The following is a 21,990-nucleotide window of genomic DNA, read 5'->3' on the forward strand; positions in this document are numbered from 1 at the left end:
CCTTTTGTTCTAATACAGCAAGCATTTCATTAAGATAATTTTTAAGTTCAAGCAATTGAGGGTGTGCTGGCATAGCAGTGATTCTTGCTGCTAAATTGCCACCTTCAACCTCTCTAACGGTTTCTACTGATTGCTCTACTGCTTTAGCATCTTGTTCTAATGCATTTTTAGTTTTAGTGATGTTTTCATTAATAGCTTTTGCTATTATTCCAAATTCATCGTTGCTTTTAACATCTATCATAGCAGAATCTTTAGTTTTATGATTGATGAAGTCAAAGAAAGAACTAAGACCATTTTGTATAGCTTGTAAAGGTGATAGATAATAAGAGATGATGAAGTAAAGTAAAACAATACTTATAATACTTGTAAAAATAACAATAATAGTTTGAATGTAAGCTATTTTTAGTGCAGGGGTTTCTATTACCTCTACATCTTCACCAGCACAAGTTGTATAACCATCAATTTTTACACAAATACCAAATCTATCGCCACCATTTTGAGTGGTATAATTAAAAATATTATAATCTCCAGCATTTTCATAAGCTTTAGCTACTGTAACTATATCTGGATTTTGCTCTCCGCCAACTAATGATTTATCAGTTGATGCAAATACAGTATAAGCATGGTCAAATACAAAAGTTCTTCCTGGTAGTTCGTTAAATTTTTCTTGTAAGTCTTTAACCAAAACATCAATTGCTAATACCCCTATAAATTTACCATCTTTAATTAAAGGCATAGCATAGGTAAAACATGGCAATCCTGTTGTTGCATCAATATAAGCTGCTGTGATATATAAACCATTTTTCTTTCTAGCTTCTATATAAAATTCTCTTGTGGTGGCATCATAATTGTCAGCTTTTCCATAAATTCCATAGTCTAAGCCTTTACTATCGCTATCTGGATCGCTTACTATTAATTCTCCATTTGATTGAGCTATATAGACAGCCAAATAGCTGTTTATATCTCTAACGGTTTTAAGTAAATCGCCTGTGTTTTCCATAAGCTTTTCTTGGGTATTAAGTTCGTTATATGGAAGTCTTAAAATAGCTTGAGAAAGTTGCTCTAAAGAATGAGTATGGAGACTTTTAAAATCTCTCATTGATTTTTCTGCAACTTTTACATAGTTAGTTTCAGCCTTAACCACCTCATGATTTAAAGCTTTTTTTGTAAAAATAAAGCTAATAATTCCAAGTACTATCAAACAGATGATAGCTATAACATTAGCAATTAATGAAATTTTTAATTTAATACTTTTCATTAAATAACCTCCTTTTTCATTTGCAATGTTGAAATTTGGTTTTATTATAACATTAAAATCAAAAATGTACAAATATTATCTAAATGATAAATTTTTATATTAATGTTTTTAAGAGTTTAGAGCATGCCTGCGAGAGTATAGTATAAGTCTCATTAAAATCTCCGCTATACCAAGGATCAGGAACTTCATCGTATCCTAATTCTAAAGCATAAGAAGTGATTTTGTGAATTTTGTGTTTAAAATTTGGAAAATTTTTAACTACATCATTATAATTAGAATTATTCATAACGATAATAAGATCATTTTCTTCACACATTTTTAAGCTTAGCTTTTGACTGCAAAATGGCTTGGAGTTGATATTTTTACTATTTAACATGGCTTTGGTTTTATAGTGCATATCCTCTCCATCATGATAACCTGAAGTGCCTGCGCTAGAAACAATAAATTTATCGTTTAAATTTGCTTTTATTAAAAGATCTTTCATAATAAATTCAGCCATAGGGGAACGACAAATATTCCCTAAGCAAACAAAAATAATTTTAGTCATTTTTTCCTCAAAAATTGTGTAGTTTTTTCAAAATTATAGCAGTATTTCAAAATATTTTTTAAGATTAATTAAAACTAAGATATAATTTTTCATTAATGGGGAGCTTTTGCTGAGAGGAAGTTAGACTTCGACCCTTGAGAAGTTTGGTAATGCGAACTTTGAATTCTTGCAAAAACTTTCCTTTTTTATAAAAAAGGATAAAAATGATACAAGCAAAAACAAAAACTAAAATTCCTATCTTAACTATAGCAGGAAGTGATTGTAGCGGTGGGGCTGGCATACAAGCTGATTTAAAAACTTTTAGCGCTCATAATTTATTTGGTATGAGTGTAGTTTTAAGCGTTGTGGCTGAAAACACTGCAAGAGTGATTTCTTGTTTTGATATACCCACTAAGATAATAGATGAGCAAATGTTAGCAGTTTATGAAGACATAGAGCCAGCTGCTGTGAAAATTGGGATGCTAGGTTCAAAAGAAATTATAACTTGCGTAAAAGAAAATTTATTACGCTTTAAAGCCAAAAATGTAGTGATTGATCCTGTGATGTTTGCAAAAAATGGCTATGCTTTAATGCCTTTGGAAAATTGTCAGTTTTTTAAAGATGAAATTTTATCTTTAGCTGATGTACTTACGCCAAATATACCTGAGGCTGAATTTTTATGTGATTTTAAAATACTTAATGAAGAGGATATGAAAAAAGCTGCTATAAAGCTTTTCAAAGAAGGTGCAAAAAGTGTTTTGATTAAAGGTGGGCATAGTAAAAATAATACTAATGATGTTTTTTATGACGGAAAGGAATTTAGTATTTTTAAAGCAGAAAAAATCAACACAAAAAACACACATGGTACAGGTTGTACATTAAGTTCAGCTATAGCTAGTAATCTTGCCTTAGGTAAAGAAAAGCATGAAGCTATAAAGCTTGCTAAAGATTATGTATATGGGGCTATATTAAATTCCTTAGCACTTGGAAAAGGTTGTGGTCCAACAAATCATTTTTATCAATTTGATAAGGAATAAAAAATGATTAAAATAGTAAGAGAAAAAAATCCTTTGATTCATCATATTACTAATTATGTTACAGCTAATGATTGTGCGAATGTAACTATAGCAATGGGAGCAAGTGCTGCTATGGCTGATTTTTATGAAGAACAAACTGATTTTGCTAAAATAAGCTCAGCCTTAGTATTAAATACAGGCACTATTAATCAGCTTGTAGCAAATTCTATGCTAAAAGCAACCAAAGAATATGCTTTATTAAATAAACCTATAGTTTTTGATCCTGTTGCTTTGGGTGTGAGTAAGGCAAGAGATGGGATTAATTTTGAATTGCTTAATCTAAAAGGTATTAGTATTGTTAAAGCAAATGCGTCTGAAATGGCTAGTGTTATAGGTTTAGATGGTAAAGCAAGAGGGGTTGATAGTACTTTTGTAATTAATGATGAGTTTTTAGAAAAAGCTAGAGAATATTCTTATAAAACTAAGCGTGTTTTAGCTATAACTGGAAAAATTGATTATATTATAAATCAAGAGCGCATTGCAAAAGTTTATAATGGCTCTATCATGGCTACTAAAATAACTGGAGCAGGTTGTATGTGTGCTTCTTTGTGTGGGGTTTTTGCAGGAGCATTAGAAGATAAATTTCAGGCTAGTTTATATGCTTTATTGAGTTTTGGTATAGCTAGTGAAATCGCTCAAGAACTTTCTAGTGGGAGTGGTAGTTTTAGAGTGAATTTAATCGATGCTTTAAGTAATTTAAATGATGAAGAAATTAAAAAAAGAGCTAAATATGAAATCATTTAAAATTTATCTTGTTGCAAGCAAGGGTGAGAAAAGTGAAAGTGAGTTTTTAAATATTTTAGAAGCTTCTTTGAAAGCCAAGATTGATATTTTACAACTTAGAGAAAAAAATCTTAGCACTTTAGAATTTTATAATCTTGCTTTAAAAGTTAAAACTTTGTGTGAAACATATAATACGCCTTTTGTGATAAATGATAGAATCGATATAGCCATGGCTGTGAATGCAAATGGAGTGCATATAGGACAAAAGGATATGCCTTTAAAAAAAGCAAGAGAACTTTTAGGCGAAGATAAAATCATAGGACTTACGATTAATCATAAAAGTGAGCTTGTCAACACTCAAAGCGCTACTTATCTTGGAGTAGGGGCTGTTTTTGCTACGCCTAGTAAGCAAGATTGTGTTGTACTTGGTATAGATGGATTAAAAGAAATTGCTAGTTTAAGTTCTTTACCTATTGTAGCTATAGGTGGGATAGATGAAACTAATTTAAATTTGCTTAAAGACTGTAATATACAAGGTATAGCTGTGGTTAGAGCAATAATGCAAGCAAGTGATCCTTATATGGCAACTTTAAATTTAAGATCAAGTTTTGATAAAACTTTTATAGGAAAATAATGATTTATTTTATAGGGGATAAAGAATTTGATGGCGTTAAGACTATAAGATTAAATGAAATCAAATTTCTTGATTTTGAAGTGAATTTAAAAGAATTTGATTGTTTAATCATTAGCTCTAAGAATGCACTCAAAGCATTAATGTCAAGTAAAAGTAAAATTAATTTTGATATTAAACTTTATGCTGTGGGGCAAAAAAGTGCTGATTTTGCAAAAGAACTTGGTTTTAAAAATATCAAATATCCTAGTAAAGCTTATGGTAAAAATTTAGCTAGCGAGTTTTTATCTGAGTTTAAAAATAAAAAATGTCTTTATTTAAGAGCTAAGAAAATTAGCTCAGGCCTTGATGAAGTTTTATTAAATGAAAATATCTCTTTAAAACAATTAATTGTTTATGAAAATGTAGCCATAGAGCCCAAAAAAGATGAGTTAAAAATACAACATCCTAGCGTTTTTATCTTTAGTGCTCCTTCAAGCATAGAGCAATTTTTGAAATTTTTTGCATTAAAAAACGAAGATAAAGTTGTAGTTATAGGTCAAAGTACAGCTTTAAAACTTTGTAATTTTAAAAATTTATATATATGTGAAAAGCAAGATCTAAACTCTTGTTTAAATTTGGCTAAGAGTTTAGATCTTTAAAAGTATTATATAGTAAAATTGAAGCAATAAAAATCATACAAATATCGCCCACTAAAGTAGCTAACCAAACTCCATTAATCCCTAAAAATTGCGTTAGTATAGATAAAGATAAAAATGGAAAAATAAGACTTTGGGAAATAGAAATTCCTAAAGAAAGCAAAGGTTTATCAAGTGCTGTGAAAAATGAAGCGCAAAGTTTTCCAAACCAGGAAAATAAAAACGAAAAAGAAAAAAATATTAAGGCATTTTGTGCTATATGGATAAAATCTTGGTTGTTATCTTTGTTGAAAACATTTACTATAAGGTTATTGAAAAAATAAACAAATAAAAACACTATTGTGCTTATACCCCAAGAAGCAAAAAACATTCTTTTAAAAATAGCTTGAATTCTTGCAATATTTTTGTGTCCATAATTATAACTTAACGCGGGTTGCATAGCATCGCACATGGCCAAAACTAGCATGAAAACAAAAGTACTAAGATATAAAATCACTGAAAATGCTGCAACAGCTGTACTTCCAGAAAGTTCAAGCAAGAAAGCATTAGCTAAGATGGTATAAAAAGAGCTAGAAATATTAGAAAAAAATTCAGATGAGCCATTATAAAGTATATTTTTTAGTATTTGTAGCTTGATTATTGGCTTTTTAAATTTTAAAACTAAATCTTTAAAAACAAAAGGTAATATCCCCAAAACGCTTCCTAAAAACATACCTATGCAAGTTGCTAAAGCTGCTGAAAAAAGTCCCCAATCAAAAACCACTATAAAAAGCCAATCAAGAAAAATATTGCTCAAAGCAGTAACAACATTAACTACCATGCTATAAAAAGTTTTTCCGCATATTCTAAGATAATTATCCATAGCAAAAGCTAACATTGTAAAGGGAGCAAAAACAGCAAAAATTTGCATATATTCAGTAGATAAGCTTTGAATATTCTCATCAGCTCCCATAAAAGCACTTAATGCTTTTGCTAAAAAAAATCCTAAAATTCCCATTAAGCAAGAAATTGCAAAAATAAGAACTATGCAAAAAGAAAAAATAGCTCTTGCTTTTTCAATTTTTCCTTTACCTAGATTAATTGCTATTTGCACCGATGAACCTATGGCTATCATGTCAGCTAAAGCAAAGCTTATCATGATAAAAGGCATCATTAAATTCATAGCAGCAAGCGCGTCTGAACCTAGATATTTTCCAACAAAAATTCCATCAATAATCACATAAAGATAAATAAAAGCCATACTAGCCATATTTGGCAGGGCGCATTTTATAAATAGTTTGGTAGGATTTAATGTAGTGTAAAAATTATGTATTGACATAGGTTTTCCTTATTAAAAATTATTTTATTTAGATTATGCAGATAAAATAAATTTAATAAAGAGATTCTATGCCTTCTATGATATCTTTAAAATACGGATCAACAATGATTATAAAAAAATCTCTAAAAAGCATTTATATCACCTAAATTTTAAAAATACAATAAATAAAAGAAATTATATTATAGTAGTGGTTATAAATTTCTTAATATAAAATTTAATAATTTTTATCCGATTTTTATAAACCCACAAAAAAAAGGAGCAAGGATGCAAATAAATTCGTATTCACGTGTGGCAGTGGAGTCACAGATTAGCAATAGGAAGGCTGATTCGAATACTAAGCTTGAAGATGCCAATACTAAAAGCGCTAATAGCACAAAAGATATTGATGAGGATAAGCTTAGTAAGCTTGCTAGTATAGGCGGAAAAGGCATAACAGAACTTTATGCTATGAGTTTTATGCAACAAGCATTTAGCATGAGTTCATCTAATGGTCTATCTCAAGCTGGGATTTTTCAAGGAGCTCAGTCTAAGGATTTTTTAACGGCTATTTTATCAAATGTAGATTTTAAAGCTATAGGATATGAAGGTAAAGATATACTTAGTTTAAATGCTGATGAGGCAAAAGAGCTTATTGGGGAAGATGGGTATTTTGGTGTAGCAAAAACATCTCAAAGATTGGCTGATTTTGTTATTAATGGGGCTGGTGATGATATGGAAAAACTTCAAAAAGGTTTAGAAGGTCTAAAAGCAGGATTTGCGCAAGCGGAAAAAATGTGGGGTGGCAAACTTCCTGATATCAGCTATGAAACAATTGATAAAGCTATCGAAAAAGTAACTCAAAAAATCAATGAAATGGGTGGAAATTCTTTAGATATCAATGCATAAATTTATATCCCTAGTTTCAAACTAGGGATTTAGTCTATTTTTAAAACGCTTAAAAATGCTTCTTGAGGTAAATGTACTTTGCCAATAGCTTTCATTCTTTTTTTACCTTCTTTTTGTTTTTCAAGAAGCTTTCTTTTTCTAGTAATATCCCCGCCATAGCATTTTGCGGTTACATTTTTACCCATAGATTTTACATTTTCTCTTGCGATGATTTTATTTCCAATGCTTGCTTGGATAGCAACTTCAAAAAGCTGCCTTGGGACGATTTCTTTCATCGCTTTTACCAGCTCCCTGCCTTTACTTAGTGCCTTTTCATTTGGCACTATGATGCTTAGTGCATCGACATTTTCACCAGCTACTTTAATATCAAGCTTTACAAGATCACCCACTCTAAATTCAATAGGCTCATAATCAAAACTAGCATAACCTTTGGTAAGTGATTTGAGTTTATCGTAAAAGTCCATAACGATTTCATTTAAAGGTATATCATACTCAAGTAAAACACGCTCAGGGGTGATATAATCCATCTTAACTTGCATACCACGTTTGCGATTTAAAAGAGTGATTAAATTTCCTAAATATTCGCTTGGGGTTATAATGGTTGCTTTTACATAAGGTTCTTTTATGTGATCGATTTTATTTACTGGAGGCAACTCACTTGGGTTTTGAATTTTTAAAACTTCTCCATCGGTTTGATAAATTTCATAAGTAACAGTTGGAGCAGTAGCAATCAAATCAAGGTTAAACTCACGCTCAAGTCTTTCTTTAATAACCTCCATATGTAAAAGACCTAAAAAACCAACTCTAAAACCAAACCCTAAAGCTAGAGATGTCTCAGGTTCATAGGTAATAGAACTATCATTGAGTTTTAATTTATCTAAAGCATCTCTTAAATCTTCAAATTTATCCGTTTCTATAGGGTATAACCCTGCAAAAACAAAAGCTTTAGCTTTTTCAAAACCACCAATGGCTTCTTTTGCTTTGTTTTTGGTAAGCGTTATGGTATCACCTACTTGAACATCAGCAACATTTTTAAGTCCAAGCACGATAACACCTACTTCACCTGATTCTAATTTTTTGGTTTTTATAGGGCTTAATGGATGAGGGTAAAAAAGATCTTGCACAAGATGTTTTTTATCTGTACTCATAACTAAAACTTCATCATTTTTAGCTATATTTCCCTCATAAATTCTAACCAAAGCCAAAGCTCCAAGATAATTATCAAACCAAGAATCATAAATTAAAGCTTTAGTAGGTGCTTCATCATCGGTTTTTGGCGCAGGAATTTTTGTGATGATGGTTTCTATGAGTTCTTTTATACCTATACCTGTTTTTGCGCTAACACAAATAGCATTAGAGCAATCAATGCCTATAATATGTTCTATTTCGTGCTTAACTTTTTCTATATCAGCTGAAGGAAGATCTATTTTATTTATCACTGGTATGATTTCAAGATCGTTTTCTAAGGCTATATAAACATTGGCTATAGTTTGAGCCTCTACTCCTTGAGAAGCATCAACAACAAGTAAAGCCCCTTCACAACTTGCTAAAGAACGACTTACTTCATAGGAAAAATCAACATGACCTGGAGTGTCTATTAAATTTAATACATATTCTTCATTGTTGAATTTATAATTTAAACGCACAGATTGAGCTTTTATAGTTATACCACGCTCTTTTTCTATATCCATAGTATCCATTACTTGGGCGCTCATTTGTCTATCGCTAATTGCACCACACTCGCTGATAATTCTATCGGCTAATGTACTTTTTCCATGATCAATATGAGCTATAATAGAGAAATTTCTAATATTTTTCATCAAAAAACCTTAAGATTGTCTCATTTTTCTTTTTGCTAAACCTATTTGCTCATAAGCATCTATTTCGTTTTTTAAAGTTTTATATCTTTTTTTTAATTCATTATTTAAAAACGAAATATTCTTAGGAGTGGCATTGGCATTTGCTGAAATAGCACTAATAAAATCAAGTTTTCTTTTAGTGGCGCTATCTTTTGGATTAGATCCTAATTTTTGTGAATTTAAAAACTGCAAAATCAAAGCTTGAATTTCTTGAGAATTTTTTGCGGCATTGGCTTTGGAGATAAAATCTTCTATGCCGCTTATTTTTGGAGTTTTGTTTATGTTGGTTTTGTTGGGTTGTTTATCTTTGTGTGTAAAAAATAAAACTAAAAGAATTCCAAGTATAATAACAATAACTAAAGCAATAATCAAAAATACAAAAAGAGAATTATTCATTTAAAACTTTCCTATAATTTTTTTGCATAAGATTTTTTGAAATAACTTGCTATGCTTAATGCCACCATAAATAAAAAGCCCCAATACACATAATCAGGAATTTTTACTGAATCTCCTGCTGCGTAAGAGTGCATACCAGTTAAAAAGTAATTTACTCCAAAATAAGTCATAATAATCACCCAGTATGCAAACATAGAGCAAACCGCAAAAGTGTATTGATTTGCCCATTTTGGCACCATTCTAATGTGTAAAATAGCCGCATAAACTAAAATACTAATTAAAGCCCAAGTTTCCTTGGAATCCCAACTCCAATATCTTCCCCAGCTTTCATTTGCCCATATAGCACCTAAGAAATTTCCAACTGTAAGTAAGCAAAGTCCTAAGATCATAGCCATTTCATTAATTCTTGTTGCTTCTGTAATATTTCTTAAAATATTTTCATTATGTTTACCATTGATTTTTAGCATGCATAGTAAAACAAGTACAAATATACCTAATAATGCACATAGTCCTAAAAATCCATAGCTAGCAGTAATAACTGAAACATGTATAGTTAGCCAGTATGATTGCAACACAGGAACTAAGTTGGTAATTTGTGGATCCATTTGGCTAAGATGAGCTACACCTAAAGTAACCCCTGCTAAAATAGAAGTTAAAGAAAGTGCAATAGGGCTTTTTCTGGAAAAGAAAATTCCAGATAATGATAAAGCCCAAGCTATATAAACCATACTCTCATAAGCATTGCTCCATGGTGCGCGACCTGCTATATACCAACGCAAAGCCAAACCTAAAGTATGGATGAAAAATGCCACGATATTAAATACATAAACACATTTAAAAATAAAATCAATGCGTATTTTTGGCAGTAGCATCTTAACAAAAACTATAATTAAAAGCAAAAATCCAGCACAAAGATAAAGAGGGGTAAGATTTACAAAAATTTGACTTTTATTAAAAAAGATTTCTGTGCTAATTTTTTTAGCACTAGGCATAACTTCATGGCCGTATTTTTCTTGGTAATTTTTGATAGCATTTAAGTTTTTAGTTGCTTCATCCCAGTTATTATGTACAATGGAATTACTAACTGCATTAAAATAGTTTTCTAAAATACTTTTAACTTCTGCACCTTCTGCACCTTTTAATCCTATATAAGCTTCACGTGGTGCCACCCATTGATTATTTGTGCTATTTTGTAAAGGAATAAATCTAAAAATATCACCTGAGAAAATTAAATTTACAATATTAACCCTTTCATCAAGCTTGATGATTTCTTTATCAAAAACACTTCTGCGGTTTGGATTTTTTCTATTAGCATTTTCTACATATTTTTGTAGTTTATATGAATCTGTAGTGAAAAAATCTTTAAAACTAGTATAGGCTCTAGGCTCAATTTCTAAAATTTTAGAAATTTCTTCATTAACCAAACGACTGCTTGGCATAAAAATAATATCTTTATCATACCATGCACTACCATCAAAAATCATTGATATGATTGTTGCTTCAGCACTTTGTCCTTGGAAGGTCGTTGTTTTATGTATTTTTTCTAAAACTTCCATGGCTAAAGTATTAAAAGGAACCATTCTACCATCAGGCTTTTGCACTATCAAAGAAGCAAGTTCTTTAGCGTGTGCTTCATCTACCTTGATGGGCTCATTTGCGTAAGTATTTTGGCCTGCAAATAAAACTAATATAAAAGCCAATATCGCGCTTGTTCTTTTCAAGGTGTCTTGATTGATTAATTTAGCTAAGGTTCTAAATCTTGAATGAGGATTTAAAATATTTAAAAACATTCCTAATGTGAGTAAAAAATATCCAATATATGTAGGAATTTTACCCGGATCTTTATTGACTGAAAGTATGGTACCAAGCTCATCTTGATCATAAGAACTTTGGTAAAATCTATAGCCTTGATAATCTAAAACATTATTCATGAAAATTTTATATTCTAGTTTCTTATCAGCATTGTCAATTTCTACATAACTTGCATAAGACATAGGCGACATCGAGCCAGGATAGCGTTCTAATTCAAAGTCTTTTAGGTACATTTCAAATGGCATTTCTATTCCTTTAGGACCCCATCTTAAAAAGAAAGGTTGGCCTGCTACATCAATACGGATAGGCGAGTTGTATTCTACTAGGAAAACTTCTTTGGATTCTCCTTTGTAACTTAGTTTTAATTTTAAAGCATTAATAGCATTATCTGAAAGTTGAGTTGGCATATATTTAGTACTTTGAGCAAAGTCTTTGAAATTATTTAATAAAGAATTATTCCAGTATTTTGCCTCGCCAAATAAAGAAATCAAAGCATTGCGTCCTAGCTCTATCCAACTATTTTTAAACCAAGTAAAAAAGCTTTCATCTTGAGCTTGATTGATACCTTCTAAAGTTTTTTTGCCATGCAAGGAAGCAAATTTAACCACTAAATTAATATCATTAAAAGAATATAATCTTAAATCTTTAGCTTGTGCTTTTTGATTTGCTTTTAAAATATTTTCTTTGCCATCACTCATTGACATGTATTTTAAATCAAAATCAGCACTAAGTTTTAAATCTTTATCGATTTTTATATAAGGACTTGGAACAGAGTCGTTTAAAAATGCTATATTAACGCCGTTGATATTTTCAATATCTCCTGCTTGAAAAAGCAATTCTTTAGATTCGTTATTTTGTGAAAGCATTAAAGATAAAAGTGGAGCAGAATTATTATCATCAATATAAACTTCTTTTGCATCTAAGATTAAATTTTCATATGCAATTTGAGCTTTTTCATCAGGCAAGATTAAGTCAAATGAAAAATCATTTACAAAAGGCAGGGTTGCAATATATTCAGATTTTGAAGCACTATATACTTTATCATCTTTTAAGGTTGCTATGTAAATATAACTTTTTGAAGTTTCAATAATATTGTTTTTTTCATTTTCTCTAATGTGTAAATTTCCCTCAAATCCCATATATCTAGTCATCGCTGAGCCTAGTAATATAAATAAAAATGAGATATGAAAGATTAAAAGTGGTATTTTTTTCTTATTAAACATTTTGTATTTAAAAAGAGCTACTAAAAGATTAATCCCTAGTATGAGTTGTATAAAGCCAAACCAAGAAGAGCCATAGATCATTGCCCAAGCTGTTGGTGTATTATAAGCACTTTCTATGAAAGTAGCTAGGGCGCAAAATAGGGCAAAAATTAAAAACAAAAAAATAGAAATTTTTATATCCCCAAAAGCTAAAAGTTGTTTTTTCATGAATTAAGCTCCAAGGTATTTTTTTCTAATCTCATCATTGCCGATAAGATCTTTTGCAGGTGCATGCATAGCAATTTTGCCATTTTCCAAAACATAAGCATAATCGCTGATTTTTAAAGCTGAAAATGCATTTTGCTCTACTAATAAAATGGTGATTCCTTCTTCTTTTAATTTGACTATAATATCAAAAACTTCTCCAACTATTTTTGGAGCAAGACCTAATGAAGGCTCATCAAGCATTAAAAGTTTTGGCTCACTCATGAGTGCTCTTGAGATAGCTAGCATTTGAGCTTCTCCGCCACTTAGAGTTCCTGCAAGGGCATTTTTTTTATCTTTTAATCTTGGGAAAAGCCTATACATTTGATTTTTTAAATGCTCATAATTTTCTGCATTATTAAAAGCACCAATTTTTAAATTTTCCTCTATAGTAAGATTGATAAAAACTCTTCTTCCCTCAGGTACTAAGGCGATACCTTTTTGAACTAGAGTGTGCGGTAAATGTCTTTGAGTGTCATAACCTAGAAAAGTTACCTCGCCAGTTTTTTTAACACAATTTAGCATAGCATTAAGTGTTGAGGTTTTTCCTGCGCCATTTGAGCCTATTAAGCTAACTATACTTCCTGTTTTTATAGTAAAATCAATACCTTTAACAGCTTCAATCAAACCATAATAAACATGTAAATCTTTAACTACTAGCATTAAAATCTCCCAAATATGCACTAATTACTTCAGGGTTTTGCACCGCATCGTTTGGTTTTCCCTCAAAAATAGTCTTACCATAATCAAGCACCATAACCCTATCACAAAGTTTATTTACAAATTTCATATCATGCTCTATAAGTAAAACACTAATTTTTTTATTATCTCTTATGTTAAAAATTAACTCAGCTAAATCATCACTTTCTGTAGAATTCATACCTGCTGCAGGTTCATCTAGCAATAAAAGTTTAGGATTTGTTGCTAAAGCTCTTGCTATTTCAACTTTTCTTTGCTGACCATAGCTTAAACTAGTAGCTTTTTCATCAGCCAAATGAGCAATATTGAGTTGTTCTAAAATTTCATAAGCTGCTTTTTTTGCATTTTTTTCTGCTTTGGAAAATCTTCCAAGATGTAAAAAGGCTTCGAAAATATTATATTTAATACTCTTATCAAAACCAATCAATACATTTTCCAAAACACTCATGCTTGAAAAAAGTCTGATGTTTTGAAAAGTTCTTGCTATACCTAGATGAACTATTTTGTGTGGTTTTAAATGATCAATTTTTTTTCCTAGAAAAAAGACTTCCCCGCTACTTGGCTTATAATTTCCTGTAATAATATTAAATAACGTAGTTTTTCCTGCGCCATTTGGGCCTATAAGTCCAAAAATTTCACTTTCTTTAATGGCAAATGAGGTATTAGCTATAGCGCTAACTCCACCAAAATTTTTATGAATTTCTTTAAGCTCTAAAATCATTTTTTCTTCCTTTTAGAAAACTTAAACAAAACATCTGTTAATTCTTTATCTCCCATTATTCCTCTTCTTGCAAAAAGCATTACCAAGATCAATACAATGGAAAATACAACCATTCTAAGACCAGGCATAGCAGGGGTTTCATAACCAAAAATATTCATACTTTCATCTAAAAATCTTAAATACTCGCTTCCGCCTATTACTAAAATAGCCCCAATGATAGCACCAGTAGTTGAACCTAAGCCACCTAAAACAATGATGATTAAAAGTTGGAAGGTAAATAAAAAGTCAAATTGCTCAGGTGAAACTGAAGCTAGTGCACAAGCTAGCAAGCCTCCCCCAACACCTTCTAAAAACGCTGAAGTACTAAAGGCTAAGGTTTTAATATTAAAGGTGTTTATACCCATTGCTAGCGCTGCATCTTCATCATCTCTTACAGCTTTCATGGCTCTACCAAATTTTGAACTAACAATGTTTAAGATGATAACAACTGAAAATATGGCAATCCCGCCACTCCAGTATAAAGTAGTGTGTTTAGGAATGTCGTTTAAGCCCAAAGAGCCATTTGTAACAGAAGCAAAGTTAATCGCCATAAGTTTAATGATAATACCAAAACCTAGTGTTACAATAGCTAAATAATCCCCTCTAACTCTAAATACTGCAAAAGCCAAAACTAAAGATAAAAGCATAGCGCAAAGTCCGGCAGCAAGTAAAGCCACAATAAAACTTGGCGAATGAATCATCAAAATAAAGCTACTTGGATCTTCTAAAGAAAACTGGTCGATTTTGCTTTCACTTGTAAGTAATACTAAAGCTGCAACATAAGCTCCTATAGCTACAAAGCCATTTGGTTCTAGTGAAAATTGTCCCGTAACCCCGTTGATAAGATTATAGCTTACTGCTAAGATAACAAAAATAGCAATATTGCTTAAAATTCCTATTTTATAATCATTGAAAAAATAAGGAGATATAAAAAGAAAAGCAAGCGCTATGATAAAAAAACTTAAATGTGTAATTTTTCTTGCAACCATCTTAAAACCTACTTTTTTCAAAATTTATGCCCAAAATTCCGGTTGGTTTAAAAAGCAAAATCAATACTAAAAAGATAAACGCAAAAGCATCTTTAAAACCAGAAAGATCGGGGAAAATAGCAACTACAACAACTTCTGTAAATCCTATAATCAAACCACCTAATACCGCTCCAGCAACCGAACCAATACCACCTAAAACAGCAGCGCCAAATGCCTTAAGTCCTATAAGAGTTCCCATGCTAGGTTCAACAGAAGGATAACTAACAGCCCAAAAAATACCACCAATAGCGGCTAAAGCTGAGCCTAGTGCAAATACAATAGCAATAATACGATTTGCATCAATTCCCATTAAATTTACAGTATGAATATCAAAAGCTAAAGCTCTAATAGCAATGCCATATTTGCTTTTATAAAGTATGAATAAAACCACTAATAGTATAAAAAATGTCAAAATAGGCACTAAAATACTATTAATGCTAATGCTGATATTATTAAAATTAATCACTGTTTCAAGATAACTTGGCACAGGAAAATATTTTGGTGTTGAGCCAAATAAGACATTAAATACATTTTGTATTAAAAAGCTTATGCCTATAGCTGTAATAAGTAAAGAAATTCTAGGTGCTTTTCTTAAAGGTTTATAAGCTATCCTATCAATAGCTATACCTAAAGCTGCTGCAAATAACATAGCCAAAGAAAGAGCTCCTAAAAAAGGCACATTCATACTTGTGACACAAAATAAAGCTGAGTATGCACCTACCATCATGATATCGCCATGTGCAAAATTAATCAATCTTAAAACACCATAGACCATTGTATAGCCTATAGCAATAAGTGCATACATGCTACCTAAGCTAAAACCATTTATAATTTGCTGTAAAATTAAAGAACTATCCATTGAACCTCTTAAAATTTTATTTACGGAAGAATCGTATCTTTATAAATTTGTTTTTGATTTTCTATTGATTTTATAACAATTGAACGCGTAGCATTGCCTGTTTTGTCAATGTTAATTACTCCGCTAACACCTTCAAATTTTGAAGTAGCGTGGATATTGTTATTAATGCATTCACTGTTAAAATCATTAACACATTTTTGCATAGCTTCAAAAATCACAAAATACGCATCTGCACCCATAGCTGTGAAATTTGGAACTTCTTTGCTTTGTTTTTCTTTTTCATAAGCTAGTATGAAGTCTTTTGAAAGTTGTGTTGGTGGGTTGTTATAATCAAAGCTATCGGTAAATAAATATCCTTCTGCAGCATCTTGAGCTAAATTAATAAAGGTTTCATCAGCCACCCCATCTGCTGAACCCATAGGGATATTTATACCCATTGCTTTTGCTTGTCTTGCAAATAAAGAAGCTTCGGTATAATATACTGGAAGATAAATAAAATCAGGTTTTAAATTTTTAATTTGTGAAAGAATAGCTTTGAAGTCTTTATCGCCTGCTGTGATTCTAAATTTATCTAAAATTTTTCCACCTTGCTTACTAAATTCTTTTTCAAAGGCTCTAGTTAAACCCAAAGAATAATCCGCGCTTTGATCGCTAATTATCACAGCTTTAGTATAGTTAAGTTTATTTTTTACATAATTAGCTAAAGATGAGCCTTGGAAGCTATCCATAAAACAAACTCTACTAGCATATAATTTTTTATTTAAAATTTTATCAGCAGTAGCTGCAGGAGCAACCACTGGGATCTTTTTTTCTTCGCCAATTCTTATCACTTGCAAAGTATTAGCTGTTAGCATTTCACCAATTAGCGCATAAGCTTTGTTTTGCGAAACTAATCTTGTGCTAGCATTGGCACTTTCTATTTTATCACCTTTTGTATCTACTACTACTAAATTTACTTTATCTCCATTACTTAGAGTGTTTTTCATGGAATTTGCAATTTTCACTCCATCTAAAGCACTTTGTCCATATGCTGCCGTAGAACCTGTTAGAGGTAAAACTACGCCAATGTTGATTTCTTTTGCTTGTATAATATTGCAAGCTATGACAGATAATATAGCTATACTAATTTTTTTCATAGTTTACCTTTCAAGGATTGATAATAGTTTTATATACTTGTTTTTGATCTTGTATTTCTTTTATAACTACAGAACGACTCGCATTACCACTAGCATCTATGCTTATAACCCCACCCACACCTTCAAAATTACTGGTTAAGTGAATTTTTTCATTAATGCATTGTGCATTAAGATTGCTAGCGCATTCATTCATTGCATTTACCATTACATAATAAGCATCAGCTCCCATAGCAGAAAATGCTGGAAGCTCTTTGGTGCCATGATCTTTTTCATAAGCATTGATGAAATTTTTAGATAAAGTTGTTGGAGGATTGTTATAATCAAAACTATCAGTAAATACTACTCCATTGACAGCATCACCACCAAGCTCAATAAATGTTTTATTGTTTACCCCATCTCCTGCGCTTAAAAGTTTGTTAAATCCAACCGCTTTTGCTTGTCTTGCTATTAAGGCAGCTTCTGGGTGATAAATTGGCATATAAACAAAGTCTGGATTGATACTTTTAAGTTGTGAAACAATAGCTTTAAAGTCCTTATCACCCGAAGAAATGGTTAATTTTTTAAGTACTTTTCCACCATTTTGCTTAAATTCTTTTTCAAAAGCTCTTGCTAGACCCAATGAATATACATTGCTTTGATCGACTATAACAACCACGCTTTTTAAATTTAAATCTTTATAGGCATAATTAGCAAATTTATCTCCTTGAAAGCTATCCATAAAACAAACTCTACTAGCATAGCTTTTTTTATCTAAAAGCTTATCGCCTGAGGCAACTGGAGCTATAGCAGGAACTTTTCTTTCTTCAGCTATGGATAAAACTTGCATAGTATTTGGTGTAACAGCTTCGCCTATAAGCCCCAAAACTTTATCTTGAGAGATAAGTCTAGTAGTAGCATTTGCTGCCTCTATTTTATCACCTTTAGTATCAATAGCTATAATTTTAATACTATCTCCATTTTTTAAATTTGGATTTAAAGTATTGGCTAGTTTAATGCCCTCATATACATCATTACCATAGGCTGCTAAAGTGCCAGTAAGCGGCAAAACAACCCCTATTTTTACCTCTGCAGCATAAATTGAACTAGCACAAAGTAAGCTAGCTAACAGTAGATTTTTTTTCATGAAAACTCCTTTTTGTTATTTTAAAAATGTATTGTGTTTAGTTTTTGGTGCTGGCTCTTCTTCTAAAAGATCTTTTTGATTAAGCTCTATAGAAAAATTTTGTCCTTTTAAATAAGCTATGATGTGGTTCATATCACTATCACTTAATTTTTTAGCATACAAACTCATTTGGATATTATCGCTTGATTGATTTTTAAAATATCCATTAGCATAATCTTTCAAAGCACCTTTGATTTCTTCTGGACTTAAGTCTTTAAGAGCTCTTTTGCCATAAGAATTTTTTTCTCCGTTCTCTCCATGACAAGTATTACATTTGTTTTTAAAATATATCTCTTTAGCTTTTCCTAAGTCATAACTAATGTTATCATTAAAAGTATAAGTAAATAAAGATTTTACATTAAAAGCTAATAGTGAATTAAAAAATAAAACACTTACAATAAACAAGCGCAACATAAATATAACCTTTTTTAATATATAAATAAAGCTCGATTATATCTAAAAAAAATAAATAATCTCACTTTACTCTCACTTTTTTAAAAAATTCCAAAACTTTAAGTCACTTTGCAAAGGCTTATAGGGGTAAAATATTAAGAATACTAGCAAGTAAAAATATACATAGCAAAGAAGCTTTACTAGAAAATCTACCTAATGATTTAAAAATAAAAGAAATTAAAATACACGGATTAAAAGAAGAAATAATTTTAGATATAGCAAGCTAAGCCTTTTTGGCTTAGCTTTTATAATTAGAATTTGTATAGAGCTTCAAGTCTGATGAATTGATCATCTTTATCACTTGTACCAGCTGTATTGAAATCTTCTGTTAAGTAAGAATAGAATCCACTGAATGTAAGTTTTGGACTATAAGCATAAGATATGCTACCTACATACTCATTTTTATCTATATCATTTTTACCTGTTTGCTCAGTTTTACCACCAATATAGTCAAATCCTACTCTTAAAGTTTCAGCAAAAGTATAGCCTAAACCTGCAAAATAGAAGAAGTTTTCACCATATACATGAGTTAATTGACTAGTACCTTTAGCATAGAAAATTTGTTGACCTGGAGCAATAACTCTACCTGTATCTTCTAGAGTAACTACAGTTTGTTTGTCTTTATCACCATAACCAACTACACCAGCTTGGAAATCAAATGCAGAGATATTACCACTGAATTTAGCTGCATAGAAGTTACCATTGTCTACATTATTACCATAAAATTTTTCAAAATCGCTATCTAGACTATTTCCTAAGTATTGACCTTGGATTTTAAAATTCATATCATTAAATGCAAATTTATAGCTAGCATCTACTGCATATAAGAATGCATTATTAGCTGAATAAGCAGCCCATAATTGGAAAGCAAATGGATCAAAATCACCTAATACAGCAGCACCATATAATGATGATTTCTTAAGTTTTGTATCCGTAAAATCGCTATCATCTTCCCAGTTGAAAGCATCAAACCAGTAACCTGCAAAAGTTAAACCCTCGATAGAGTTGTTAAGAACTTTAGCTCCTGTTCCTACTGCATCATCAGTCCAAATTGAACCAACTTCCATTTTACCGAAAATTACATTTGTAGCATAAGCTTCATTAGTATATTCTAAGTAAGCTTGGTTTACATTAAATGTATCACTTGTAGTAGTGCCTTGTGCTCCATTTTTATTACCAAAACCAACATCTGTTGCATCATATTGGAATTGAACGAAAGCTTTGAAGTTATCATCTAAAGCTGCTTTGAAGTTTAATTGAGCTTTAAATTTATGCTCATTGTTTTTAGAGCTGTTGTAACCATCTGTAATCACATCACCTTGCTCTTGTCTATCAGATTGGAATCTGTATCTCATCATTCCTGATACATCAACATCTTTTATAGCTTCTTCAAGTGAAACAGCGTTAGCTGCTGAAAAAGCACCTGCAGCTAAAGCTGCTACTAAACTAAGTTTAACTAGTTTCATGAGAATTCTCCTTATTAAAATTAAAACTATGGTTTGTATTATATCATAGTTTTATATGAGAATTCTTAAAGTAAACAAAAATATGTATTTATTGGGATATATATTTGAAGTTATAGCGTGTTGTTATACTATAATTATTAGTATATAATGATTATAGTTTAGATAATCAAACTATATTTAAGTTAAATCTTTAAAATTATAATTTAATTTTATTCCTAATTTTATATTTTATAAATAATCTCATTCATATTTAAAACTATATATCTTTAAAGATCTAGTAAAAAACTAGATCTTTAAAAACTAAGGAGTTATCTATGAATGTTTGCTTTTACAGATGTAATTATGCTCTTTGATAGTTAATGTTTGGAAACTGGGTTAGCATTTTAATTTTTTAATAACACTGTCTAATTTTTTACTATCTCCATCTTTTAAATCTTCTAAAGCCTCTATAGCAGGAACGAAATCTTCCATTTCATCAAGATAGTTTTCTAAAGCATTGCGTAAAATTTCAGCCTTTTTCTTTTTAGAAAATTTTGCAGTTTGACTTAAGCGCTCGTAAAGTTCTTCTGAAAGAGTTAGGGTGTATCTTTTATTCATTGTCTAGCCTTTATTTTGTCTTATTGCTTCTTGGCAAGCTTTACATTTATAATTTGCGTTAGTTGTTTGTATTTTTTGATGAATTTCATAAGGAACTTTGTGAATTTTATTTGCGCAAGAACAAATGTATTCATAAAATTCTTGCAATTCTCCTAAGTTTGTATTTTTGTTTTTTTTGCTAAGTTGGGCTTGATGCCATTTTTCTATTTTCATATCTTCTCTTAAAATATGCTCTAAAAGCCATTTGGATGCAATTATATTAAGTTTTTCTTTTAAATCATTAGTACTTTTTAAATTTTGAATCAAATCTATCATGGATTGTATGATGCTTTTATGAATTTTTTGATGATTAGCAAGTTCAGGATAGCCTATTTTTGCCATATATTTTTCTTCTTCGGCAAAATGTTCTTTCATGTAATTGAAAAAATCCGCAAGTAAAAATTTAATCTGTCCTTTATGAATAGGTTTATCTGAAATCATCTCAACATTGGCAGCAAGTTCAAAAAGTTTTTGGTGCTGCTTGTCGATTTCTTCATTGTGAATACTATATTTGTCGCACCATTTTGGTAACATACTAAAACCCCTTGTTTGGTTTGTGGGAGAGTTCTTGATGTATTATAATTTACAATATTTTAAATTATGATTAATTTTTATTAAATTTCGGTTTTTTCTTTACATAAAATTAAATTAGTAGAGCATTTTTTACATTTAAATTGTACTTTAGAATACTGCATTTTTAAATGAATGTCATAAGGAACTTTATGAATTCTACCTTCGCATTGGCATTGATATAAGAAATTTTTTATTTTTGGTTTTTCTTCTTTAAAGTTATCTGAAGAATTTTTTGTTTGCATACTTTGTTTCTAATACTGTATCATCGTATCATGCTGAATGATATGTTCTATAAGCCATGAATTAACCATTATGTATAATTTTTCTTTTAGGTCGTTGGTGCTTTTTATGCTTTGTATGAGTTTTACCATAGATTGTGTGATTTGTTTATGCATGAGTTTATGTTGGTTAAATAAGGATAATTAATCTCAGCCATGTAGTTTTCTTCATCTTGAAAATGAATTTTAATATAGTGAAAAAAATCAGCAACTATTTTTTAAGTTCGACTTGATAAATTGGTCTATCTGAAATTTCCTCTACTTTAAAAGTAAGTTCAAAAAGTTTTTTATGTTGTTCATCAATTTTTTCATTATTAATGCTGTATTTTTGATCCCATTCAGGTAACATAAG

Annotated in this window: 24 protein-coding genes; 5 read left to right on the forward strand and 19 right to left on the reverse strand. The window is 30.5% G+C overall.

The window, feature by feature from the left end; all coding sequences use genetic code 11:
* Both L8U98_RS01650 and L8U98_RS01655 read right to left on the reverse strand, forming a co-directional pair.
* The coding region (locus tag L8U98_RS01650) for a PDC sensor domain-containing protein (protein ID WP_263724744.1) at nucleotides 1-1,258 on the reverse strand (1,258 nt) is incomplete at its 3' end.
* A gap of 94 nt (nucleotides 1,259-1,352) precedes the next feature.
* Nucleotides 1,353-1,805, reverse strand: a complete 453-nt coding sequence (locus L8U98_RS01655) for a low molecular weight protein-tyrosine-phosphatase (protein WP_263724745.1) — start codon at nucleotides 1,803-1,805, stop codon at nucleotides 1,353-1,355.
* A 206-nt stretch (nucleotides 1,806-2,011) separates the two neighbouring features.
* On the opposite strand from L8U98_RS01655, the gene thiD reads away from it, so the two are divergent.
* Genes thiD through L8U98_RS01675 form a run of 4 tightly spaced genes read left to right on the forward strand, consistent with a single transcriptional unit; the run spans nucleotide 2,012 to nucleotide 4,855 of the window.
* Nucleotides 2,012-2,821 (forward strand): bifunctional hydroxymethylpyrimidine kinase/phosphomethylpyrimidine kinase, encoded by an 810-nt coding sequence (thiD, locus tag L8U98_RS01660; protein ID WP_263703119.1) that lies wholly within the window; start codon nucleotides 2,012-2,014, stop codon nucleotides 2,819-2,821.
* A gap of 3 nt (nucleotides 2,822-2,824) precedes the next feature.
* Complete coding sequence (gene thiM, locus L8U98_RS01665; RefSeq protein ID WP_263683258.1) at nucleotides 2,825-3,604, forward strand: hydroxyethylthiazole kinase; 780 nt, start codon at nucleotides 2,825-2,827, stop codon at nucleotides 3,602-3,604.
* Nucleotides 3,591-4,217, forward strand: a complete 627-nt coding sequence (gene thiE / locus L8U98_RS01670) for a thiamine phosphate synthase (protein ID WP_263724746.1) — start codon at nucleotides 3,591-3,593, stop codon at nucleotides 4,215-4,217. Before thiM ends, thiE begins: the two co-directional genes overlap by 14 nt.
* Entirely contained in the window at nucleotides 4,214-4,855 is a 642-nt protein-coding gene (locus L8U98_RS01675) for a uroporphyrinogen-III synthase (protein ID WP_263724875.1), read from the forward strand. Before thiE ends, L8U98_RS01675 begins: the two co-directional genes overlap by 4 nt.
* Here the strand turns inward: L8U98_RS01675 and L8U98_RS01680 are convergent.
* On the reverse strand, nucleotides 4,836-6,164 hold the full coding sequence (locus L8U98_RS01680; RefSeq protein ID WP_318529458.1) for an MATE family efflux transporter: 1,329 nt from the start codon (nucleotides 6,162-6,164) through the stop codon (nucleotides 4,836-4,838). The two genes, L8U98_RS01675 and L8U98_RS01680, sit on opposite strands and share 20 nt — an antisense overlap.
* A gap of 270 nt (nucleotides 6,165-6,434) precedes the next feature.
* Here L8U98_RS01680 and L8U98_RS01685 point away from each other — a divergent pair, with 270 nt between their 5' ends.
* Nucleotides 6,435-7,055, forward strand: coding sequence for a hypothetical protein (locus L8U98_RS01685; protein WP_263724748.1), 621 nt, complete (start codon nucleotides 6,435-6,437; stop codon nucleotides 7,053-7,055).
* 29 nt (nucleotides 7,056-7,084) lie between these two features.
* Here the strand turns inward: L8U98_RS01685 and lepA are convergent, their stop codons facing one another.
* From lepA to L8U98_RS08220, 16 genes are all read right to left on the reverse strand, one after another.
* Nucleotides 7,085-8,875, reverse strand: a complete 1,791-nt coding sequence (lepA, locus tag L8U98_RS01690; protein WP_263724749.1) for a translation elongation factor 4 — start codon at nucleotides 8,873-8,875, stop codon at nucleotides 7,085-7,087.
* Between the two features lie 9 nt (nucleotides 8,876-8,884).
* Entirely contained in the window at nucleotides 8,885-9,310 is a 426-nt protein-coding gene (locus L8U98_RS01695) for a hypothetical protein (RefSeq protein WP_263724750.1), read from the reverse strand.
* 11 nt (nucleotides 9,311-9,321) lie between these two features.
* A complete protein-coding gene (ccsB, locus tag L8U98_RS01700; RefSeq protein WP_263724751.1) occupies nucleotides 9,322-12,552 on the reverse strand; it encodes a c-type cytochrome biogenesis protein CcsB in 3,231 nt (1,076 codons plus the stop codon).
* 3 nt (nucleotides 12,553-12,555) lie between these two features.
* Nucleotides 12,556-13,251 (reverse strand): high-affinity branched-chain amino acid transporter, ATP-binding protein, encoded by a 696-nt coding sequence (locus tag L8U98_RS01705; RefSeq protein WP_039618807.1) that lies wholly within the window; start codon nucleotides 13,249-13,251, stop codon nucleotides 12,556-12,558.
* Nucleotides 13,238-14,008, reverse strand: coding sequence for an ABC transporter ATP-binding protein (locus L8U98_RS01710; protein ID WP_263683264.1), 771 nt, complete (start codon nucleotides 14,006-14,008; stop codon nucleotides 13,238-13,240). Before L8U98_RS01710 ends, L8U98_RS01705 begins: the two co-directional genes overlap by 14 nt.
* Nucleotides 14,005-15,036, reverse strand: a complete 1,032-nt coding sequence (locus L8U98_RS01715) for a branched-chain amino acid ABC transporter permease (protein WP_263679679.1) — start codon at nucleotides 15,034-15,036, stop codon at nucleotides 14,005-14,007. Before L8U98_RS01715 ends, L8U98_RS01710 begins: the two co-directional genes overlap by 4 nt.
* Nucleotide 15,037: 1 nt before the next feature.
* Entirely contained in the window at nucleotides 15,038-15,934 is an 897-nt protein-coding gene (locus L8U98_RS01720; protein ID WP_263679677.1) for a branched-chain amino acid ABC transporter permease, read from the reverse strand.
* A gap of 20 nt (nucleotides 15,935-15,954) precedes the next feature.
* On the reverse strand, nucleotides 15,955-17,070 hold the full coding sequence (locus L8U98_RS01725; protein ID WP_263724752.1) for an ABC transporter substrate-binding protein: 1,116 nt from the start codon (nucleotides 17,068-17,070) through the stop codon (nucleotides 15,955-15,957).
* 10 nt (nucleotides 17,071-17,080) lie between these two features.
* The gene (locus L8U98_RS01730) at nucleotides 17,081-18,193 is read right to left on the reverse strand and encodes an ABC transporter substrate-binding protein (protein ID WP_263724753.1); all 1,113 of its coding nucleotides are present in this window, start codon (nucleotides 18,191-18,193) and stop codon (nucleotides 17,081-17,083) included.
* A gap of 15 nt (nucleotides 18,194-18,208) precedes the next feature.
* Nucleotides 18,209-18,646, reverse strand: a complete 438-nt coding sequence (locus tag L8U98_RS01735; protein WP_263683269.1) for a c-type cytochrome — start codon at nucleotides 18,644-18,646, stop codon at nucleotides 18,209-18,211.
* A gap of 290 nt (nucleotides 18,647-18,936) precedes the next feature.
* The gene (locus L8U98_RS01740) at nucleotides 18,937-20,151 is read right to left on the reverse strand and encodes a major outer membrane protein (RefSeq protein WP_263664335.1); all 1,215 of its coding nucleotides are present in this window, start codon (nucleotides 20,149-20,151) and stop codon (nucleotides 18,937-18,939) included.
* Between the two features lie 375 nt (nucleotides 20,152-20,526).
* A complete protein-coding gene (locus L8U98_RS01745; RefSeq protein ID WP_263708933.1) occupies nucleotides 20,527-20,748 on the reverse strand; it encodes a ribbon-helix-helix protein, CopG family in 222 nt (73 codons plus the stop codon).
* 3 nt (nucleotides 20,749-20,751) lie between these two features.
* Nucleotides 20,752-21,321, reverse strand: a complete 570-nt coding sequence (locus L8U98_RS01750; RefSeq protein ID WP_263724754.1) for a bacteriohemerythrin — start codon at nucleotides 21,319-21,321, stop codon at nucleotides 20,752-20,754.
* Nucleotides 21,322-21,401: 80 nt separating this feature from the next.
* Nucleotides 21,402-21,602, reverse strand: a complete 201-nt coding sequence (locus tag L8U98_RS08210; protein WP_318529454.1) for a hypothetical protein — start codon at nucleotides 21,600-21,602, stop codon at nucleotides 21,402-21,404.
* Nucleotides 21,603-21,611: 9 nt separating this feature from the next.
* Nucleotides 21,612-21,755 carry a hypothetical protein gene (locus L8U98_RS08215; RefSeq protein ID WP_318529455.1) on the reverse strand — a complete coding sequence of 48 codons (144 nt, stop codon included), beginning with the start codon at nucleotides 21,753-21,755 and terminating at the stop codon, nucleotides 21,612-21,614.
* Nucleotides 21,756-21,849: 94 nt separating this feature from the next.
* Nucleotides 21,850-21,987, reverse strand: coding sequence for a hypothetical protein (locus L8U98_RS08220; protein WP_318529456.1), 138 nt, complete (start codon nucleotides 21,985-21,987; stop codon nucleotides 21,850-21,852).
* Nucleotides 21,988-21,990: the final 3 nt, after the last annotated feature.

This window comes from Campylobacter sp. RKI_CA19_01128, from assembly GCF_025771175.1.
Taxonomy (GTDB): domain Bacteria; phylum Campylobacterota; class Campylobacteria; order Campylobacterales; family Campylobacteraceae; genus Campylobacter_D.

Bases quoted from the DNA above. Each gene is read 5' to 3' on its own strand.
- L8U98_RS01745 (WP_263708933.1), bottom strand. From the start codon at position 20,748: ATGAATAAAAGATACACCCTAACTCTTTCAGAAGAACTTTACGAGCGC.
- L8U98_RS01725 (WP_263724752.1), bottom strand. From the start codon at position 17,070: ATGAAAAAAATTAGTATAGCTATATTATCTGTCATAGCTTGCAATATT.
- L8U98_RS01655 (WP_263724745.1), bottom strand. From the start codon at position 1,805: ATGACTAAAATTATTTTTGTTTGCTTAGGGAATATTTGTCGTTCCCCT.
- L8U98_RS01740 (WP_263664335.1), bottom strand. From the start codon at position 20,151: ATGAAACTAGTTAAACTTAGTTTAGTAGCAGCTTTAGCTGCAGGTGCT.
- L8U98_RS01685 (WP_263724748.1), top strand. From the start codon at position 6,435: ATGCAAATAAATTCGTATTCACGTGTGGCAGTGGAGTCACAGATTAGC.
- L8U98_RS01750 (WP_263724754.1), bottom strand. From the start codon at position 21,321: ATGTTACCAAAATGGTGCGACAAATATAGTATTCACAATGAAGAAATC.
- L8U98_RS01730 (WP_263724753.1), bottom strand. From the start codon at position 18,193: ATGAAAAAAAATCTACTGTTAGCTAGCTTACTTTGTGCTAGTTCAATT.
- thiE (WP_263724746.1), top strand. From the start codon at position 3,591: ATGAAATCATTTAAAATTTATCTTGTTGCAAGCAAGGGTGAGAAAAGT.
- L8U98_RS08210 (WP_318529454.1), bottom strand. From the start codon at position 21,602: ATGCAAACAAAAAATTCTTCAGATAACTTTAAAGAAGAAAAACCAAAA.
- L8U98_RS01705 (WP_039618807.1), bottom strand. From the start codon at position 13,251: ATGCTAGTAGTTAAAGATTTACATGTTTATTATGGTTTGATTGAAGCT.
- lepA (WP_263724749.1), bottom strand. From the start codon at position 8,875: ATGAAAAATATTAGAAATTTCTCTATTATAGCTCATATTGATCATGGA.
- L8U98_RS01695 (WP_263724750.1), bottom strand. From the start codon at position 9,310: ATGAATAATTCTCTTTTTGTATTTTTGATTATTGCTTTAGTTATTGTT.
- L8U98_RS08215 (WP_318529455.1), bottom strand. From the start codon at position 21,755: ATGCATAAACAAATCACACAATCTATGGTAAAACTCATACAAAGCATA.
- L8U98_RS01720 (WP_263679677.1), bottom strand. From the start codon at position 15,934: ATGGATAGTTCTTTAATTTTACAGCAAATTATAAATGGTTTTAGCTTA.
- L8U98_RS01710 (WP_263683264.1), bottom strand. From the start codon at position 14,008: ATGATTTTAGAGCTTAAAGAAATTCATAAAAATTTTGGTGGAGTTAGC.
- thiM (WP_263683258.1), top strand. From the start codon at position 2,825: ATGATTAAAATAGTAAGAGAAAAAAATCCTTTGATTCATCATATTACT.
- ccsB (WP_263724751.1), bottom strand. From the start codon at position 12,552: ATGAAAAAACAACTTTTAGCTTTTGGGGATATAAAAATTTCTATTTTT.
- L8U98_RS08220 (WP_318529456.1), bottom strand. From the start codon at position 21,987: ATGTTACCTGAATGGGATCAAAAATACAGCATTAATAATGAAAAAATT.
- L8U98_RS01715 (WP_263679679.1), bottom strand. From the start codon at position 15,036: ATGGTTGCAAGAAAAATTACACATTTAAGTTTTTTTATCATAGCGCTT.
- L8U98_RS01735 (WP_263683269.1), bottom strand. From the start codon at position 18,646: ATGTTGCGCTTGTTTATTGTAAGTGTTTTATTTTTTAATTCACTATTA.